Here is a 14,265-nt window from a genome sequence, read left to right as displayed (position 1 = left end):
GGATGGAACGGGCTCCAGTTGGTGAACCAGCCGCCGGCGACAAGGAGGAGCACGAGCGGGGGAATCAGGAACCGAGGAGGGTCAGCTGGGCCAGGGCGAGCCGACGATGCGCTGGACCGTCGTCACCCGCTGGAAGCCGGGGATGAAGTGTTCCAACACGTCGGAGTTCACGGTGCCGTTGGTGGTCTCGGGGCGGTTCTTCAGGCCCTCGACGTAGGTGCGCAGGAACTCGTTCTTGAAGTCGCCGCGGGGATGGACGGCGAGGATCTCCTCCAGCTGATCGCGTTCTAGTTCGTCCAGGCCGAGACCGAGCACGTCGGTCAGGACGCCGAGGTACGTGGTCGCGATCTCTGGGGCCATCCGGTCGGGGATGCCCGGTGTGGTGTGCAGCGCGATCGCTGTCCAGACGGTGTTCGCGGCGGCCGTCGAGAATCCCCGGTCCAGGAGGAACGTGCGCGCGTGGTCGGCCCCATCGACTTCGAAGCGCTGCTCGACGTTGGAGAAGGGCGTCAGGAGGCCGGTGTCGTGGAACATGGCCGCCAGGTAGAGCAGCTCCGGGTCCGGTGCCAGGCCGAGCCGGTGTGCGTGGACGAGGCCGAAGAGGAAGACCCGTCGCGAATGGTGGTAGATGAGAGGGCTGGTCGTCTCCTGGATGTGCCTGGTCGCCTCGGCGACGGCCGCTGTCTCAGGAATCTCCCACCCCGCGATGACCTCTGGCATGATCTCTGACCTTTCCCGGAACTGTTCGTCCCCGCTGTTGTCGGAGCTCCATGCTGCCCGCCGATCCTCGTGCGGCGCCGCCCTCGTCTGGCCAGGAATCCCTCATATCCGGACAGGTCGTGGCCCGCCTGAGGTCACGGAGAGCTCGGTCACCGGGAACGACTCCGCCTCGAGGATTCCGCGGTCTCTAATGGTGGCGCGTGCTACCAATGAGCGGTGTCCGAGCCTCCCGTCGCGCCGACCCGGCGGCGGTCAACGCCGCGGGCGGCCGGCCGCCACGAATCGGATCCGGCTCCGAAGGGACCGCTGTGGTGACCGCCGGCACCCACCGCGTGGCGATCCTCGTCTACGACGGGGTGACGTTGCTGGACGTCGCTGGTCCCGCGGAGGTGTTCAAGGAGGCGAACCGGTTCGGCGCTGACTACGGCATCATGCTGCTGTCGCCCACCGGGGCGGGCGTCACGACGAACCTCGGAGTCCGGATCGCGGCCGACGGAGCCCTCTCGCAGGCGCCGGCCGTCGACACGTTGCTGGTTGCCGGGTCCGACCGGTTTCCGCGCGCTCGGGTCCCGGCCGACCTCGTGGACGCCGTACGGACGCCGGCGGCCGCGGCCGGTCGGGTCGCGTCGATCTGCACCGGGGCTTTCGTCCTCGCCGCCGCCGGACTCCTCGACGGCAAGCGTGCGACCACGCACTGGAAGGTCGCGCACGAACTGGCCGCCCGGCATCCGACGTCCCGCGTCGAGCCCGACGCGATCTACGTCCGGGACGGCACGACGTACACCTCGGCAGGGGTCACGGCCGGAATCGATCTGGCGCTCGCCCTCGTCGAAGAGGATCACGGGCCGGACGTGGCGCGCGACGTCGCCCGTGCCCTCGTGGTCTACATGCAGCGTGCGGGCGGCCAGTCGCAGTTCTCTGCACCGCTGCAGGGAGCGCCGCCCCGATCGCCGGCTCTCCGCACGATCACCGACCTGGTGACGGCGAACCCGAGCGGGGACCATTCGCTCGGCGAACTCGCGCGACACCTCAACGTGAGTACCCGGCACCTCACCCGGCTCTTCCACGCCGAGCTGTCGACGACACCAGCCCGCTACGTGGAGAACATCCGGTTCGACATGGCCAGGGCACTGCTCGACCAGGGGCACAGCGCGACGCAGGCCGCGACCCTCGCCGGGTTTCCCAGCTACGAGAGCATGCGACGGGTCTTCGCACGGAAACTGTCGATCAGTCCCGCCGCCTACCAGCGCCGGTTCAGCACGACGCGCCGTACCGCCGCGGGTTAGTACTCCACCATCACTCGGCCTGTCTGCGCTGGCACTGGGGATCCGCGGGCTCGGGCTTGGGATGTTCGTCGCCGGAGCAACCGGTGCCGCGGGTGCGCCGGCGGCAGCGATGTGGCGGGGACGAAGACTTGAGACTCAAGCTGCGGGTGGGAGCAGGGCGTCGATCAGCGAGGTGGCTGTGGCCCTGAGCCGCTCGGGGTCCTGGTAAACGCGTTCCATGACGACGATCCCCCGGGTGAGCGTGATCAGTAACCGCGCCGCCTCGGCCGGGGGGATGGCGAGTCGGGAACGGGCCTCGTTGGTGGAGAGCCTTTGGTGCAAGAGCTGCTCCATCTTGTCGAGCAGGTCACGAAGCGCGGTGCGGATGCGTTCTCCATCGGCTCTGATGTCGATTGCCGTCTTGGTCGTCAGGCATCCGCGCGTGGGGACCCCCGTGGTCATGGAGGTGATGGTGAAGTCGAAGAAGTCGCGGAGGGCATCGTCGATGGTCGGTCGGGAAAGCGCTTGGGCTGCATCGGCCAGGAACTGCTCGGCGTAGTCTTCGAAGACGCGCAGGAACAGGGTTTCCTTGTCGTGGTAGGCGTTGTAGAGCGATCCGCGCAGGACACCGGTGGCCGCCGCGATGTCCTGCATGGAGGTCGCTCCGTAGCCCTTGAGCCAGAAGACCTCCCGGGCACGCTCCAGGGTGCGCCTCTCGTCGAACTGCCGCTGTCCGGCCATGGCCCCAGCCTACGTCATGTTTGACACTGCTGCCAAGCTTGACTAGCATGTCAATCATGACAGGGATGTCAAACATGGCGCCGTGGCGCCCTTCGCCTCCCGGTCTGCCGCCCGCAAGCCTGCGCCTTGTTCGCGCGGTCTCACCATTGCGCGACATGGAACCAGCGGAAAGGGGGAGCCGGACGCCGACGCGGTCCGGCCGCCGCCCGCGATCTCCTCGATCTGAATGGAGCCTGCGATGAGTTCTCCCCACCTTGACCTGCAGGGACGCCGCACCCTCATTACCGGAGCGGGCAGCGGGATAGGTCGCTACCTGGCTCTCGAGCTGGCCTCCCGCCACGGCACACTGGCCCTGGCCGGCCGACGGCCGGAACCACTGGCCGAGACCGCGGCACTGGTCATCGAGCGCGGCGGCACCGCCTACACGATCACCACCGACCTCACCGCCGACGGGGAGCCCGAACGCGTGGTCGCAGCGGCCGTCACCGAACTCGGCGGCCTCGACATCTTGATCAACAATGCCGGAAACGTGCGGGCCGCGGCGCTCGAAGACATCGACGTGGCTGACATCCACGCCATGATCCGGCTCAACCTGCTCGCACCCATCCTCGCGACTAGAGCGGCGTTGCCGCACCTGCGCGCCGCCGGCGCCCGACACGGACACGCCGCCCTGGTCGGCATCGCCTCGGCCTCCGGCCTGGTCGGCACGCCCTACTACGCCACCTACGCGGCCACCAAGGCCGGCCTCGCCCGCTTCGACGAAGCACTGCGTCGCGAGCTGTACGGCAGCGGCATCCACGTGGCCACGGTCTTCCCCGGCCCGGTCGACACGCCCATGATGGCGACGACCCAGGCCGGCCCGGACCTCGGCTACGGACTGCGTCCCGTCGACGACGTGGTCGCCGAGATCGTGGCCGGCCTCGAGGACCGCCAGATCGAGATCAACACGCAACTGCCCGAGCGCCGCGCGATGGCGGACCTCAATGCACGGGACCCGCTCGCCGTCGATGCCGCCCTCGCGCCGAAGCTCGCCGAACTCCGAGCCGCCGTCAGCAGTCACCGCAGCATCTGACCCGCACGTCGGCGGCCGGGACGACATCTCCGGCCGCACGGCGCTGTCACCAGTTGTGCCCGGCCCGACCGCACCTCCGCTCCACGCCGTTCGCCGTCGGGGTCGTCACGGGCCGCCCGCGCACTCTCAGCGCGTAGCCTCCGCCGGATGTCGCACGACGGACGGGAGCTTGGCGATGCTTCTGGGTGGCATATGCTGCGCCGGCACGGCGGGGAGGCTGACATGCGATGGTGGCGGGTACGGGTGGCGGTTGCCGCCCTGGCCGGGATGGTGACGGCGATGGCGGGGTGCGGGGCGCCGGCCGGGCTGGACGGCGACCTGACCGACGACTGGCGGCCCGCCGCGGCGGCCGTGCAGTTCACCCCGAAGGTGGGCGACTGCCACGTGATCGCCGGCCCGTCGAGTTACCTGACCAGCTACCAGCCGGTCGACTGCACGCGGCAGCACCTGCTGGAGACCTTTCACCTGGGCACCTTCACCGGCGCGGTCGCCGAACGGGAAACCCCGCCGCCGGTGGGCTCGGCGGTGCTGCGACCGGCGTTCGCCGAATGCGACGCGAAGGCGACCGCGTTTGTCGGTGGCGACTGGCGGGGCGCCCGCTTGACGGTGCAGGTCGCGCCCCCGTCCCCGGGCGGGTGGCAGGGCGGCAGTCGCTGGTTCCGGTGCGACATCTTCGAGCTGGACACGGCCGACGGCGGTTCCGCGCGACGGCATCCGGACGACCACCCCGTGCAGCACACCGGCAGCCTGCGGAACGCGCTGAAGGGCCCGTCACCGTTGGCCTTCGGGTGCCTGAACGAGGACCGGTACGGCGCCTTCGAGCAGACCGCCTGCGCCCGGCCGCACACGTTCGAGTACGTCGGCTCGTGGACGGCGCCCGACACCCCGTACGCGGACGCGGGCCGCGACGAGGACGGCGTGCACGCGAAGTGCCGGGCCCTCGTGGCCCGGTACGCGAAGGTCCCGGTCGACGGCGTGCTGCGCTACCGGACGGGCACCTCGTACCTGGTGCCGGCCGCGGAGGCGTGGGCGCGCGGTGACCGGGGGATCCGCTGCTTCTACTGGTCGGGGGGCCCGAAGGTGACCCACTCGATCAAGGGCGGTGGCACGAAGGCGCTACCGGTCCGCTGAACGCGGTGCGCCGGCGGAGGCGGGCGGGGCAAGCGGGGGAGCCGGGCCGGTCTGGCCGTCCACCATCGACCGGTGCCCCACCATCGCGCTCGGCCGCAGCGGCCTGGCGTCCGGCGTGGGAGTGTTTCGCGCTCGATTCCTCAGCACCGGCACCTGAGCCTGCACGGATCCCGTGCCGCAGACGCTTCTTCAGCTGGGGTCATAGCGGCCTCGCACGGGCAGCCGTCTTCGGGGCGACCAACTCCCCGTCACGCCTGCCGCATGCCGTCGGGACATGCCGAGATCAGTACGTCAGCACACTCCTGCGGAACTTCTCAGCGAAGTCGCGATACCCCTTCGAGTAGGCGTCCTGCTCGCCTGCCGTGCGCTCGAGTTCCTGTCCGATCAGCCGGTCCGCAAACTCGTAGTCGCCGTTGACTGCGGCTACAGCCGGCAACATGACGAAGCGGACGTGGTCGAGGAGGAGATCGGAGCTGGCGACCTCACGGGAGAATGTGCTCCAGTCCGACCAGTGGTCGATGAAGGGCTGGCCATAGGTCGCGACTGCATGAGTGAGGTCCTCCGCTACCGCCGCCAGATCCCCAGTCGCGGAGAAGTCCCACTGGACGAAGGTGTTCTGCGGCATTAGGTAGCCCAAGGGCCTGCTGACGGACGCTACGGGAGCCGACCAACCGGCAGTGGAGACGAGGATGGCTTCCAGGGCGTCGTGCCTGACGCCGACCACCGGGTTGATGTGCAGGACCTGAGGTAGCGACCACGTGGCGAGATTGAGTCCCAGCCATCCCGACGCTGCCCGAGAAGCACCCCTCTGAAGGAGAAGACCTCTGCGCTTGGGGACGAAGCCGTAGCGCCGTAGCGCCGTAGCGCATGCGTCCTGACTCGCCCTTGCCAAGCTGGCCAATGTCCTCGTCCCAGTCTCTCGCCTTCGTCCCGGTCGCCACGTTTTGAGCTGACGAAGCCCGGCCGAGGTCGAGCGTCAGCGTAGGGGGTGAGACACGGACTGATCTGCCGCGCCCACCAAGGACTACGTCACCCGACGGACGGCAGAGGGCAAGACCAGAACCGAGATCATGCGCTGCCTCAAGCGCTACATCGCCCGCGAAGCCTTCCACCATCTCGTCAGCAAGCCAGCAATGCTTCAATCATCGCCGTGATCGACAGCTGGCCCACGGCACCACGCACCGCGCTCCAACGCGGGCAGCTAATCGTCGCGGAGGTTCCCGCCTCCCGGCCCGACCGCCGCGCCTGGATCGCGATCTACCCCCTACAGAGCCCCGCCGCTACCGGCCACGGGTTCAACCTCTTCCACCGTGAGTTCGAAACCAGCTACATCCAGAACGGCTGGTGCGTCGGGCCAGGTGACGGCATGACCGACGTGCGGACCGCGCACGCTCAAGACGAGATGACGCTCAACCAGGTGCTCACAACGTGGGGCCTCGATCCGAGCCAGCTCACCTACGCTCATCGGACCGATTACCCCGTCTGACACCGGCTCAGGACCAATTACGACTTGTACTTCAGGCACCCAGCTTTTCCCCGGTGGCGACGACCGCCTTGTCGAACCACGCTGCAGTGTTACCTCTCGAGCGGGTCCAGACCGCGACACACTGCACCACCCTGCCTCGGTGTATGCAGCCATAGCGATGCGGGAACGGAGTTCCGTCAGGGAGCGTCATGGTGGCGGTCGTCGCGCGGCCCGGCACGTCGACCCTGGTCGGCATGTTGGCGGGGGCGTGCTCGTCGGTGATCTGATCCGCCTCCACGTCCCTGTCGCATGTCTCGAACAGGTCGAACAGTTGCCGCACGGCGTCGGCCGCTACGGCGGCGGTCGGGTAGACCACGGTTTCCTGTGCGAGCTCGACGAATGCCTCGGGTGGGGTGCCGTCCGGGGTGCCAAAGACGTGCGTTACCGCGGTCAGGCGTCGCTCCAGCAGCGGTAGCGGCTGGCCGCAGGCCATCCCATCGGAGTCGAGCTTCTCGTCCTTGTAGGCAGCCTTTTCGGCCAGCCCGACCAGACGCCCGGAGGCGGCGTACCGGTCTCGAAGCTTGCGCGCTGCGCCGCCGTCGGTGGGTGAGGGAGCGACCAGGGAGGCGGTGGTGGCGGAAGCCGTCGGCGTCGTCCCATCGGTGTCCGGGGTCCGGCTGCAGCCCGCTGTTGCGGCGAGAACAGTGAGGCAAGCCACCAGAGAGGACAGACGTCGGATCATGGCGGCAAGCATAGGCAGCGAGGGCCTTCGCTCTGGTGTCGGCCAAAATTCCCCGTCTGCGGCAACCACCCTGCCGGGTCACCGTCAAGACCGGCACCGGAGCCGCCGAGGGGCGGATGGCGAAGCAGCTGTGGCGGAGGGTTGGGATCACCGTTCGAGACCGGGGGCGTCGCGCCGGCCTCGCCTACGCTGGGCCAGAGGCCGACTGGAGGCTACAGGATGAGCAACATAACGGCGGTTCCCGACGTCGCTCGACAGCAGCCTTGATCTTTGCAACCAGGGTTAGGGCTTTCCGTATGGTCGGACGGTCCGGTGGCCCAGCCGGCTGGACACGGCGGCGACGAAGCCAGGGTCGAGCATGGGCCCATCGGTATAGGTCGCATCCCGAGCCAGCAGGCCGCACCTGATTGTGGTGCGGGCGGTCTACAAGCTCATCAGCTCCGGGCCCGGCTCGCCGAGCCGGCCGCACCCCGGCCACGCGGCCATGGTTGGCCGGGCGTCTGCCGGCAGGTACTGATCATCGGTACGTAGGGTGAGAGTGCTGCGATTCGCCGCCCAAGGTAGTCGTGCGGGCTCAACCGACGACGAGTTTGTCACCGATGCTCAGCGTTCCGGCGTCATGGCTGACGTGTTGCACGCCGTCGAATGCGGTGCTGGCGATCCGGAAGCGCGACGGTTGGGTGATCTCCTCGCTGGCGAGGGCCCACGGTGATGCGGGGTCTGCGTCCGGCACCGCAGCGAGCAGGACGGCGCAGCCGCGGCGAGGAACGTCGTGGTCGTCGTGGGGCTCGTCGTACCGGGCATGACGCAGCAGGACCGGGCCGGAGCGGACCGCGTCGGGTGGCGCCGTGGGCGGTACGTGACGCCACCGTTGTTCGAGCTCGGCGTACGCCTTCTGGCGCGCGGCCCCGTGGCGCGCGCTCGCGGCGAGAATGGCGCTGCCGGCGCCGGCCGCGACACGGCAGATGTCGAGGATCGGGACGCCGGCGGCCTGATTCGGATAGTGGTGGACGAGCCGAGCGTGGCTCATCAACATGACGAGGGCCCGGGCGGCGGCCCGCTGCGGTGTGGTCAGGGCCGACGTCCGTACCGACTTCCGCCGTTGCGGCCGTCCGTGCGGCGTGGTGAGGTCGGCCGCCTGGCCTGCCGTCGACTCGTACCATCGCGGGTCGTCGGGCCAGACTGAGGCCTCGATCGCCCGCAGGCGTCCGCTCCGCCCGATCGCCACAGCTGAGCCGACGCTGTCTCGGCTTACGACCATCCCGAGCCGATCCTCGGCGTCGAACCGCAGGTCGGTGACGCCGTCGAAGGTGAACCTCAGCGGCGCCGCCGGCCAGGGCTTGATGGAACCGTCCCGTGCGACGCGTCCGGTGCTGGGCGTGAACCGCCGCGGAGCGGCGAGGGTCAGCTGCACCTGCAGTCCCGAATCCGCCGGTCCTACCGTGAACGCGCGCACGGTGCCGTTGTCCAGGTCGTAGTCCTGGGCCAGCGCAGCAATGATCTCCGCGGTCAGCGGGAAGGCGCCCGGGAAGACGCGCCCCTGGTAGTCGCGATGTACGGAGCGCTCCGGCCTCGCGGCGGGAAGGACCCTGTCCAGGCTCGGGTCCAGGTCGACAATCAGCCTGCGCCGGTCGGCTCCGAGGTCGGCCATCCACCGCAGGCCGGCGCTGGCTCGCCTGGATCGAAGCGGCCAGGGGGCACTTGCCGCAGCCACCAGAGGCACCGTGTTGTTGTCCCAGATGTCGGCGACCCGGCCGATGCGACTCGCGTCGAAGCTCCGGGCGTCCGCCGCCAGGGTGGCGATCTCTTGGACAGAGCGATCGAGCAGTCCGGCGAAAGCTTCCAGCGGCGAGCTCACGCCGGCGAGTATGCCCCACTCACGCGAGGACGAGAACGGCGTCGAGACGGAGAGAGCGCAGCAGTAGGCCAGAGGCCAAACGGGTTGCCTGCCTACCCCTGGTGTCGCGTGTCTGATTTCCTTTGACGGTTAGCGTCGTCGTCGTGAGTAGTGACTTCGCGTTCTGGAAAGTTGGCCAGGGCGCGTCAGTGACGCTGGTGAAGCTCCCGCGCCGGATCGCCTGCCGACTGATGATCCCGTAGAACACCTCAACCATGTTCATCCAGGACGCGCTGGTCTGGGTGAAGTGTCGACCACTGCGCCGATTCTCGCGACGATGCCGGATCCGGTACGGGTCGCGCTCGCGGAGATCGATGATGGCCTCTTGAGCGTGTCACCCTGGTGGACTTCGATGTCGCCGTTGCCGGAGGTGTCGAGGAGGTGGGCGGCGAGGCAGCCGACACTGTTGGCGTTCGCGATGTCCTCGTTGACCCCGATCGCGGGGGCGAACATGCGGGCTGCCGCCGTTCTCGCGGTCGGCGACAGTGCGTAGGCGAAGCAGCCGAGATATCCGAGTCGGCGGCACGCGGTTGCCAGCCGATCGAAGTCGGGCTGCATGGACAGCAGCGTCCGGTGATCTCGGACGGGGACAAGAAGTCGTGGCGTGCCGGGCGAAGCGACCCGTACGCCGGCGGCGATGTCCGCTTGTTGGAGGCCGAGGGCCGCGATGATGCCACCGTCGGTGGCGTCGGCCTGGTTCGACAGGGTGGTAACGCCTTGGTCGAACCAGACCTCGACGCCGTCGCGACGGCGGATGGCGGTCGTGGCGAAGATGCGGCCTGGGGTGCGCAGGCTGCCGTGCTGCTCGGCGGCGCCGCTGCGGTGCAGCAGGACGGCTTGCGCGGCCATGATGCCATGGCCGCAGTTCGTGAGTTCCCCGGCGCTGGTGAAGAAGCGCACCGTGGGCGTGTCCGCTGTGCTGGTGTCGATGAACGCGGTGTGAGAGGTGCCGGTCGTACGGGCGATGGTGTGCCGGTCGCCGTCGGTGAGGGTGGCGTCGTCGATCACGACGGCGGTGGGGCTGCCGCCTCGGCCGTCGCGGGTGCAGGCGTTCACCACGGCCACCGGTGGTCCGGCCATCAGGCAGCCGTGTCGTCGGCGAAGCGGGGAGCGCCGGGCTCCAGGTCGACGCGAGCGGTGCGGGCGGCGAAGCAGATCGCGTGGTACCACCCGCACAGCAGGAGCACGTCGAGTAGCTGACGCTCGTCGAACAACGCCTGCGCCGATTGCCACAGTTCGTCGTCGACGTCGCACGAGTCGTGCAGGGCGTCCACCATCCGGAGGAGCATGGCTTCGCGGCCGGCCGTCCAGCAGGGATCGTCAGGCGAGCCGTAGGTGAGCGAGGTGACCTCGGCCGGCGTGAGTCCGGCACGGTCAGCGAAGACCATCACGTGGACGCCCCACTCGTATTCGCAGCGACAGCGTGCGCAGGTGCGCAGGATGACGATCTCCCGTTCGCGGAGTGTCAGGGTGAGGTCGCGGCCGAGTTCGTACCTGCCCCAGTTGCTCATCGCGATGGTCATCGGCAAGTTCTTGGCGAACGTCCGGAACAGGCCGATGGGAGGCACGCCGGCGGGCATCATCGTGGCGAGTTGCGCCTCCACGTCCGGCGGGAACGGCGGTTCGAGCGCCAGGATGCGAGCCATGGCCCCTCCGGTGATTCGGATTCAGAAGCACCGTAGCGATTCGGTTCACGAAGCGCCAGAGGTGGCGCTTCACGGTTTCGGTTGTTCGCCGTCCTCACCCAGGGTCGAGGCCCACGCGTCGGACCAGCGGGCGAGCGGACGCAATGCCTGGTAGACGCCGTGGCCCAGGTCGGTGAGCGTGTAGGCCGTGTCGGGCTGCTGGGCGACGAGGCGGGCGTCGAGGAGTTCGGTCAGCCGTTGCCGCAGGACGCTGGAGGACATGTTGTCGCAGCGCTGCTGCAACGCGCGGAACCCGACCGGCCCGTACTGCAGCTCCCAGATGATGCGCAGGTTCCAGCGGCGGCCGAAGAGGTCGAGGGCGGCCATGAGGGGTCGCCCGGTGCTCGATCCGCGTACCGGCCGGCCCGGCCTGGGTGCCGTCATCGCCTGTGCCCCCTCTTGCTGCTTCGATCTTCGATACAGTAGCGTCCACCGCGCTGATTCGATTTCCGAAGCGATGGGGATGGCTTCGTGAGACGTTTACCGCTACCCGGGACAACCAGGGACCTGGCCGAGCAGGCTGCGACCACGGTCGGCCTACCGCCCAGCCCGGGCGGGGTGATGGCCCTTGCACCCCTGCCGGAAGAGGACCACTTCTGCGAATCGTGTGCTCTGCGATACGGCGACCTGACCCCGTCCGCGGCCCTCGGGCTGATCCGCAGCCATCCCGGGCGGTACCGGCGGCGCCTGCAGCACCTGCCGGCCGACGTCGTGCGCCGGCGGCCCGCGTCCGGGGTGTGGTCGGCACTGGAGTACGCCGGCCATGTCCGCGACGTCTACGACGTCTACGACACCCGGGTTCGCCGCACGCTGACCGAGCACGAGCCCACGCTCGAACCGATGCGCAACGACGAGCGCGCCGAGCAGGGCGCCTACAACCAGCAACCACTGGCCGCCGTCCTGCTGGATCTCGACCGTAATGCCGATCGGTTCGCCGCCCTCGCGAGCGAGATCAGCGAGCCGCAGTGGAGCCGGACAGCTGTCCGGCTTTCTGGGGAACACCGCACCGTCCTGTGGATGGTGCGGCAGGCCGCGCACGAAGGGCTCCATCACCTCCACGACATCGGTGCGGGCGCGAATGACAAGGCGGTGTTGTTCGACGTCGACGGCGTGCTCGTCGACTCGTACCCCGCGTACCGCCGGATCTGGAGCCGATGGGCCGACCACCGCAACCTCGACCCGGACCTGGTCTGGTCGCACACCCACGGCCGCCGGCCCGTCGACACCATCCAGGCCGTAGCGCCACAACTCGACGCCGCCGCCGAATACTCGCTGATCCGGGAGTTCATGGCGAACGAAGGCGACGTCTTTCCCGTGTACGCCGACGCCGCCGCAGTGTTGCGCCTGTTGCAGGACCGGCGGTGGGGCGTCGTGACCTCAGGCCGAACGCCCACCGTCCTGCAACGCCTGCGCGCCGGCGGGCTACCCGACCCTCCAGTCCTGGTCGACAGCAGCCAGGTCCGCCGCGGCAAACCGGATCCGGAAGGCTACCTACGCGCGGCTCAACTCCTCGACGTGCCGGCGTCCGACTGCCTGGTGATCGAGGACGCTCCCGCCGGCGTCCAAGCAGCCCGAACCGCCGGCATGACAGTGGTCGCGGTACGCACCACCCACCTTGACGACGAGCTCGCTGGCGCACACCACCGCGTCGACACCCTCAGTGACACCGTCCCGCTCATCACCGGCTGGCTGGAAGGACGCACCCGTGAACCAGGGAACCGAACGACTCGCTGATTCCGGCGGTCTCCCGTGCCCCGACTCGAACGGCTCGACTCACAAGCTGTTGGTCCTGTATCCCGAACCCGCTGATCCCGACCACTTCCGCGACTACTACGTAACCCACCACCTCCCGCTGGTCACCCGCCTGCCCGGCCTGCTGGCGTGGCGCTACAGCTTCGACGTGGCAGCGACGCAGGGAGAGACGCCGTACTTCGCGGTCTTCGAAGCCGAGTTCGCCGACGCCGCGGCGATGACCGCGGCGAGGGCGTCGCCACAGGGCCGGCAAGTGACCGCCGATGTCGCCAACTACGCCACCGGCGGCGTGGTCGTCATTCACTATCCGGTGCAACACGGCACCGCCTGAACCCGGGACTTCGCGCCCGATAGCCACGGAGCGCGCCGGTGGCCTCAACACCAACGGCGCCAGCCCCGGCTGGCCAACACGGCGGCCGTAGTCGTCCGTACACTCTCACCGCCAGTACGGCATCGAGATCGCCCGCCGGATCATCAGGCGATGATCGTGGCTGCAGACATGTGCGCCAGCGCCATGGTCGGCGTGACTCACCATGATTGCTGGACGAGTCAGCTCACGGACCTACCCGAGCAGCGCCGCCGCCGCAGCCAGGGTCGCCAGCGACAACGTCGTGGTCACCACCACCGCCCGGTTGGCCACCGCCTCGCCGACGCCGTACTCCTGGCCGAAGATGAACGTGTTCTGCGCTGTCGGCAGGCCCGCGCACACCACCACGGCGAGCAACTGCGGCGCGGACAGGTGCAGGGCCAGCCCGGCCGCGTACGCGATGACCGGCTGCGCGACGAGCTTCAGCGCGGTGATCACGGCCAGCTCGGCCAGGTCGGGCGGTTCTGCCCCCGACGGCGCCGTGCGGTGCAGCGACGCGCCGAGCGCGACCAGGGCGGCCGGAACCGCGGCGCCCGACAGCAGGCTGAGCGACGCGTCGGCCGCCGACGGCAGATGCAGGCCGGCAGCCGAGCACGCGACACCGAGCAGCGAAGCCAGGATCACCGGGTTGCGTACCGGCAGGGAGGCGATACGGCGGACCCGTACCCGCCCGGCCGGGTCGCTGTGCCGGTCCAGGGCGACCAGGACCACGGGCGTCACCACCAGCACCTGCAGCAGCACCACCTCCGCCAGGAACGACACATTGCCGAGAACCTGCGTTGCGATCGGGATGCCGAGGTTCGCCGAGTTCACGTACCCGGCGGCCATGCCCCAGATCGGCCGTTCGCCGGGCTTGCGACCGAACAGCCGGCTCGCGCCGACCCACCCGAACCCGACGACCGCGGCAGTGCACACGCCGAAGGCGAGCAGCGATCGGCCGGCGAACCCGGACAGCGGCATTCGGGACAGGGCCAGGAACAGGGCGGACGGCATCGCAAGGTGGAACACGAAGCGGCCGAGCACCGACGCCACCGCCTCGCCCAGCAGGCCCCACCGGCAGGCCGCGTAGCCGACCGCGGTAAGGATCCAGATCGGTACGAACGCCGACACCAAACTCATGCTGGCGTTACCGGCGGGCGGGCGTCGCGCCGGCTGAGGGACTGGCGGGCGTCCGGGGCGGCGGGGTTCACCACCTGGGCGAGGATGTCATCGACCTGCCGCAGGGTGAGCCCAGTTCCGTGACACTCCACTGCGCTCTCGCTGGTCTTCAGAGACACCGACGCGTCCAAGGTGCGTACCAAGCCGCCGGGCAGCCGGGGGTTGTCCACGTGTACGTCGGTCGGGAAGCCACGTGTTCAGCCTCGCATCCCGTCCGGACCGAGCAAACAGCCCGCTCATCCGCAGCTTCACGGGATCATCCCCACGTAC

15 protein-coding genes and 1 pseudogene are annotated in these 14,265 nt (G+C 69.2%); 7 read left to right on the top strand and 9 right to left on the bottom strand.

The features are described 5' to 3' along the window. Window positions 1-81: 81 nt before the first annotated feature. Window positions 82-720 carry an HD domain-containing protein gene (locus tag GA0070603_RS05560; RefSeq protein ID WP_091308107.1) on the bottom strand — a complete coding sequence of 213 codons (639 nt, stop codon included), beginning with the start codon at window positions 718-720 and terminating at the stop codon, window positions 82-84. A gap of 311 nt (window positions 721-1,031) precedes the next feature. On the opposite strand from GA0070603_RS05560, the gene GA0070603_RS05555 reads away from it, so the two are divergent. After that, a complete protein-coding gene (locus GA0070603_RS05555) occupies window positions 1,032-2,006 on the top strand; it encodes a GlxA family transcriptional regulator (RefSeq protein ID WP_244282418.1) in 975 nt (324 codons plus the stop codon). Window positions 2,007-2,141: 135 nt separating this feature from the next. On the opposite strand, the gene GA0070603_RS05550 is transcribed toward GA0070603_RS05555, so the two are convergent. Then, window positions 2,142-2,726 carry a TetR/AcrR family transcriptional regulator gene (locus GA0070603_RS05550; protein ID WP_091308100.1) on the bottom strand — a complete coding sequence of 195 codons (585 nt, stop codon included), beginning with the start codon at window positions 2,724-2,726 and terminating at the stop codon, window positions 2,142-2,144. Between the two features lie 238 nt (window positions 2,727-2,964). On the opposite strand from GA0070603_RS05550, the gene GA0070603_RS05545 reads away from it, so the two are divergent. Both GA0070603_RS05545 and GA0070603_RS05540 read left to right on the top strand, forming a co-directional pair. After that, window positions 2,965-3,798, top strand: a complete 834-nt coding sequence (locus GA0070603_RS05545) for an SDR family NAD(P)-dependent oxidoreductase (RefSeq protein ID WP_167544504.1) — start codon at window positions 2,965-2,967, stop codon at window positions 3,796-3,798. Window positions 3,799-4,020: 222 nt separating this feature from the next. Further along, a complete protein-coding gene (locus GA0070603_RS05540) occupies window positions 4,021-4,929 on the top strand; it encodes a septum formation family protein (protein ID WP_091321598.1) in 909 nt (302 codons plus the stop codon). Window positions 4,930-5,212: 283 nt separating this feature from the next. On the opposite strand, the gene GA0070603_RS05535 is transcribed toward GA0070603_RS05540, so the two are convergent. After that, entirely contained in the window at window positions 5,213-5,653 is a 441-nt protein-coding gene (locus tag GA0070603_RS05535) for a hypothetical protein (protein WP_091308093.1), read from the bottom strand. A gap of 286 nt (window positions 5,654-5,939) precedes the next feature. Here GA0070603_RS05535 and GA0070603_RS31925 point away from each other — a divergent pair. Then, a pseudogene (locus GA0070603_RS31925) lies at window positions 5,940-6,083 on the top strand (IS110 family transposase); the annotation flags it as partial. Further along, window positions 6,080-6,415, top strand: a complete 336-nt coding sequence (locus GA0070603_RS05530; protein WP_091308090.1) for a hypothetical protein — start codon at window positions 6,080-6,082, stop codon at window positions 6,413-6,415. The pseudogene GA0070603_RS31925 and the gene GA0070603_RS05530, both read left to right, overlap by 4 nt. Window positions 6,416-6,446: 31 nt before the next feature. Here the strand turns inward: GA0070603_RS05530 and GA0070603_RS05525 are convergent, their stop codons facing one another. From GA0070603_RS05525 to GA0070603_RS05500, 5 genes are all read right to left on the bottom strand, one after another. Then, window positions 6,447-7,136, bottom strand: a complete 690-nt coding sequence (locus tag GA0070603_RS05525) for a hypothetical protein (protein WP_091321597.1) — start codon at window positions 7,134-7,136, stop codon at window positions 6,447-6,449. A gap of 574 nt (window positions 7,137-7,710) precedes the next feature. Further along, window positions 7,711-8,994, bottom strand: coding sequence for a hypothetical protein (locus GA0070603_RS05520; protein WP_091308087.1), 1,284 nt, complete (start codon window positions 8,992-8,994; stop codon window positions 7,711-7,713). Window positions 8,995-9,252: 258 nt separating this feature from the next. Then, a complete protein-coding gene (locus tag GA0070603_RS05510; protein WP_091308075.1) occupies window positions 9,253-10,113 on the bottom strand; it encodes a PhzF family phenazine biosynthesis protein in 861 nt (286 codons plus the stop codon). Beyond that, window positions 10,113-10,679: a carboxymuconolactone decarboxylase family protein gene (locus GA0070603_RS05505; protein ID WP_091308071.1), complete on the bottom strand. Its 567-nt coding sequence runs from the start codon at window positions 10,677-10,679 to the stop codon at window positions 10,113-10,115. Before GA0070603_RS05505 ends, GA0070603_RS05510 begins: the two co-directional genes overlap by 1 nt. A 69-nt stretch (window positions 10,680-10,748) precedes the next feature. Next, the gene (locus GA0070603_RS05500) at window positions 10,749-11,102 is read right to left on the bottom strand and encodes a winged helix-turn-helix transcriptional regulator (protein ID WP_091308068.1); all 354 of its coding nucleotides are present in this window, start codon (window positions 11,100-11,102) and stop codon (window positions 10,749-10,751) included. Window positions 11,103-11,279: 177 nt separating this feature from the next. On the opposite strand from GA0070603_RS05500, the gene GA0070603_RS05495 reads away from it, so the two are divergent. Together GA0070603_RS05495 and GA0070603_RS05490 are read left to right on the top strand one after the other, a co-directional pair. Beyond that, window positions 11,280-12,452 (top strand): HAD-IA family hydrolase, encoded by a 1,173-nt coding sequence (locus GA0070603_RS05495; protein ID WP_139131827.1) that lies wholly within the window; start codon window positions 11,280-11,282, stop codon window positions 12,450-12,452. After that, window positions 12,424-12,801, top strand: coding sequence for an EthD family reductase (locus tag GA0070603_RS05490; protein ID WP_091308061.1), 378 nt, complete (start codon window positions 12,424-12,426; stop codon window positions 12,799-12,801). Before GA0070603_RS05495 ends, GA0070603_RS05490 begins: the two co-directional genes overlap by 29 nt. Window positions 12,802-13,032: 231 nt before the next feature. On the opposite strand, the gene GA0070603_RS05485 is transcribed toward GA0070603_RS05490, so the two are convergent. After that, window positions 13,033-13,956, bottom strand: a complete 924-nt coding sequence (locus GA0070603_RS05485) for an AEC family transporter (protein WP_091308059.1) — start codon at window positions 13,954-13,956, stop codon at window positions 13,033-13,035. Between the last annotated feature and the right edge of the window lie 309 nt (window positions 13,957-14,265).

The organism is Micromonospora chersina, from assembly GCF_900091475.1.
In the GTDB taxonomy this organism is placed as follows: domain Bacteria; phylum Actinomycetota; class Actinomycetes; order Mycobacteriales; family Micromonosporaceae; genus Micromonospora; species Micromonospora chersina.
Note: the sequence above shows the minus strand (reverse complement) of the source record. Positions and strands in the feature narration are given on the sequence as shown.

Bases quoted from the DNA above. Each gene is read 5' to 3' on its own strand.
- GA0070603_RS05560 (WP_091308107.1), bottom strand. From the start codon at position 720: ATGCCAGAGGTCATCGCGGGGTGGGAGATTCCTGAGACAGCGGCCGTC.
- GA0070603_RS05550 (WP_091308100.1), bottom strand. From the start codon at position 2,726: ATGGCCGGACAGCGGCAGTTCGACGAGAGGCGCACCCTGGAGCGTGCC.
- GA0070603_RS05545 (WP_167544504.1), top strand. From the start codon at position 2,965: ATGAGTTCTCCCCACCTTGACCTGCAGGGACGCCGCACCCTCATTACC.
- GA0070603_RS05540 (WP_091321598.1), top strand. From the start codon at position 4,021: ATGCGATGGTGGCGGGTACGGGTGGCGGTTGCCGCCCTGGCCGGGATG.
- GA0070603_RS05525 (WP_091321597.1), bottom strand. From the start codon at position 7,136: ATGATCCGACGTCTGTCCTCTCTGGTGGCTTGCCTCACTGTTCTCGCC.
- GA0070603_RS05510 (WP_091308075.1), bottom strand. From the start codon at position 10,113: ATGGCCGGACCACCGGTGGCCGTGGTGAACGCCTGCACCCGCGACGGC.
- GA0070603_RS05505 (WP_091308071.1), bottom strand. From the start codon at position 10,679: ATGGCTCGCATCCTGGCGCTCGAACCGCCGTTCCCGCCGGACGTGGAG.
- GA0070603_RS05500 (WP_091308068.1), bottom strand. From the start codon at position 11,102: ATGACGGCACCCAGGCCGGGCCGGCCGGTACGCGGATCGAGCACCGGG.
- GA0070603_RS05495 (WP_139131827.1), top strand. From the start codon at position 11,280: ATGGCCCTTGCACCCCTGCCGGAAGAGGACCACTTCTGCGAATCGTGT.
- GA0070603_RS05485 (WP_091308059.1), bottom strand. From the start codon at position 13,956: ATGAGTTTGGTGTCGGCGTTCGTACCGATCTGGATCCTTACCGCGGTC.